Origin of the sequence: Microbacterium sp. H6 (genome assembly GCF_003314775.1) — a bacterium.
In the GTDB taxonomy this organism is placed as follows: domain Bacteria; phylum Actinomycetota; class Actinomycetes; order Actinomycetales; family Microbacteriaceae; genus Microbacterium; species Microbacterium oxydans.
The window spans coordinates 13,202-16,169 of the sequence record NZ_QOAY01000035.1 but is presented as its reverse complement, the minus strand read 5'-3'; the positions used below and the strand labels follow the sequence as shown (position 1 = coordinate 16,169).

The following is a 2,968-nucleotide window of genomic DNA, read 5'->3' as shown; positions in this document are numbered from 1 at the left end:
GAAGCGTTCCGCGCTCGCGGCCTCATGCAGGTAGTCGATCTCCTCGAGGCTGGTCGCGGCGAACTCCTCCACGAGCGCGGGCGCATCCACCCGGTCGGCGACGATGCGCACGCGCGTCAGCCAGCGCGCGACCCGGCGGAGCGCCGCGAGGTCGACCGCCACGATCTCGTCGATGCCGGGTCGCTGGATCTTCACGACGACCTCGCCGAGCCCGGTGTCCGCCGCATCGAGCGCCGACAGTCGGGCGCGATGCACCTGCCCGAGGGAAGCCGCCGCGACGGGGTTCTCATCGAACCAGGCATAGGCACGTTCGAGCGGGATCCCGAGCTCGGCTTCGGCGAGCGCACGAATCGCCGGCGTGGGCACGGGCGGAACCTCGTCCTGCAGCCCCTCGAGCTCCTTCGTGATCTCCGGCGGCAGCACGTCGAGGCGCGACGACATGAACTGTCCCACCTTGATCATGAGTCCGCCGAGTTCCACGGCGAGCACATGGAACCGACGAGCGAACGTCTGCATCCGCTGCCCGCGTGTCCGCTCCGCGATTCGGCTCATGCCGAAGCGGGGCAGGACGAGTTCGAACCACCAGATCTTGAAGAACTCGCGACCGGCGAACGACAGGATGCGACGGTACCTGGCGCGGTGCACGCCGTGTGCCGCAGCATCCGTCATCGCGTGGTCCCTTCGCAGACCCCCACTCGATGCCGCACTGCGCGGTCAGTCCTGCGCGAGGATCGTGTACAGCCTACGGCGGGCCTCGTCGAGGACCTCGATCGTCTGGTGCACCTGCTCAGCGGACCCGCTGCGACCCACCTGGGCAGCCGCGGCAGCGAGGTCGACGCCCGCCTTCGGCAGAGCGTGGAAGCGGGCGTTGTCGCGCTGACCGTCCTTGCCGTTCGACGAGACCCAGGGGGCTGGGGTCTCCGAGCTCTCGTCGGCGACCGCGCGGCCGGCTTCGGTGAGCGAGTAGGTCTTACGGCCGTTCTGCTCCTCCGCCTCGATCAGCCCTTCGTCGGCGAGCAGCTGCAGGGTCGGGTACACGGAACCGGCGCTCGGCTTCCACGTGCCGCCGCTGCGCTCGGCGATCTCGTTGATGATCTGGTAGCCGTGCATCGGCTTCTCGGCCAGCAGGGAGAGCACGGCCGTACGGACGTCACCGCGGGCCATGCGCGAACCGCCGGAGGGGCGGGACTCGAAGGACTTCCGGAGCTGGTCCATCGCCTCGAAGATCGCGGATGCCGGTCCACCGGAGCCGGCGCCGAAGCCGGGTCCGCCGAAGAACCCGCCGGATCCGCCGCTGCTGCCGGAACCGCCGTTGCCGCCGAACGGGTTGGAGGGGAATGCGTTGCTCATGATGACCTCCCGCTGTAGGTGTGAACGATACTCAACGATATATCGTTAACCCTGGGCGCGGGGTGGGAGTCTTCGATCGTTCGACCCGTGGATGACTTCCACCTGTTGCGCACCACACGCCCGGCCGTCGCGCAAGCCCGGTGACGCACACAGGAAGAAGTGGTTAGCTCTGGGAGTTGTCGACGTGGGGGAGTGAGACGTTTGTCACAGAGTGATCGACCGGAGAAGAGCAGCAGCGACGCGAGCACCATCCGTGTGAGCGTGATCGTACCGGTGTGGCGACCTGGCCCCTCGTTCGACGATCTCATCGCGTCACTCGATCGCCAGAGTCTTGGCACTGCGTCGTTCGAAGTGCTTCTGTGCGACGACGGATCCGGCGAGCCCACCTCTGCTCGGCTGGCCGACATCGCCCGCGACCGCCCCCACGTACGCGTGCTGTCGCTGGCGCACTCCGGGTGGCCCGGCATGCCGCGCAACCACGGCGTCGATGCGGCTCGCGGGACGTACGTGCAGTTCGTCGATCAGGACGACTATCTGTTCGACCGTGCACTCGAGAAGCTGTGCGACTACGCCGACCTGCACTCCTCCGATGTGATCATCGGCAAGGAGGTGGGCATCGGCCGCCGCCTTCCGAGTCGGATCTTCAGCCACGACATCCCGGATGCGGTCCTCGGAACCGACCCGCTGCTCGAGATGCTGACACCGCACAAGATGTTCCGCACCTCTTTCCTTCGGGCCAACGGCATCCGCTTCCCCGAGGGCAAGGTGCGGCTGGAAGACCATCTCTTCGTGATGCAGGCGTACTTCGCGGCGTCGAGGATCTCGGTCCTGGCGAGCGAGCCGTGCTACGCCTGGGTGAAGGAGCCGGGCAGCGCAAGCTCTTCGCGCATCGACCCCGAGTCGTACTTCCCGCACCTCGAAACGGTGCTCGATCTCGTCGAAGCTCACACCGAGCCGGGAAAGCTGCGCGATCGTCTTCTGCGGCACTGGTTCCGAGGCAAGATCCTCAAGCGGCTCTCGGGCCGACAGATGGCCAGGTACCCCGACGACTATCGTGAACGCCTGCTCGATGTGGTCACGCCCCTGACGCAGGAGCATTTCGGACCCGGCGTCGATGCCGGCCTGGGATTCCCGCATCGGATCCGCGCCGCTCTGCTGCGCGCCGGGCGACGTGACGACCTGTTGGAGCTCGCGCGTTTCGAATCCGAGATCACCTGTCGCGCCGTCGTGACCGAGGTGCACTGGTCTCGCGGTGGCGGTCTGCACTTCACGATCCGCGTGACCCTCACGAGGAGCGGCCAGGACGCGTTCGTCTTGGAATCCACGGTCGAACAGTCGACGGACGCCGAGTCCGGATCCGCACGCCCCAAGAAGGTGACGCGACTCATCTCGCTCCCGGCCTCGACGACCGAGGGACTCCCGGAGAACCTCGTGGTCGCCAACCGCGAGCTGCGCAACGACCGGGTTGACCTCTTCCTCCGCGACCGCGACACCGGTGCCGAGCGCCGTCTCGGAGGTCGACTTCCCCGCAAGCTCGACTCCGCCCGCGTGGCGATCGACCCCGTCAAGGTGTTCGGTCCCGACGACGACTCCCGCGGAGGCGCGCTGACCGTGAAGG

3 protein-coding genes are annotated in these 2,968 nt (G+C 67.5%); 1 reads left to right on the top strand and 2 read right to left on the bottom strand.

All coding sequences use genetic code 11. The annotated features are described in order from the left end of the window. Together DSP71_RS22955 and DSP71_RS02260 are read right to left on the bottom strand one after the other, a co-directional pair. Positions 1–669: AarF/ABC1/UbiB kinase family protein (locus DSP71_RS22955; RefSeq protein ID WP_258546217.1), on the bottom strand; the 669-nt coding region annotated here is incomplete at its 3' end. 45 nt (positions 670–714) lie between these two features. Beyond that, entirely contained in the window at positions 715–1,350 is a 636-nt protein-coding gene (locus DSP71_RS02260; protein ID WP_179516270.1) for a PadR family transcriptional regulator, read from the bottom strand. A gap of 159 nt (positions 1,351–1,509) precedes the next feature. Between DSP71_RS02260 and DSP71_RS02255 the strand changes: the two genes are divergently transcribed. Further along, a partial coding sequence (locus DSP71_RS02255) for a glycosyltransferase (protein ID WP_113680302.1) occupies positions 1,510–2,968 on the top strand: 1,459 nt, incomplete at its 3' end.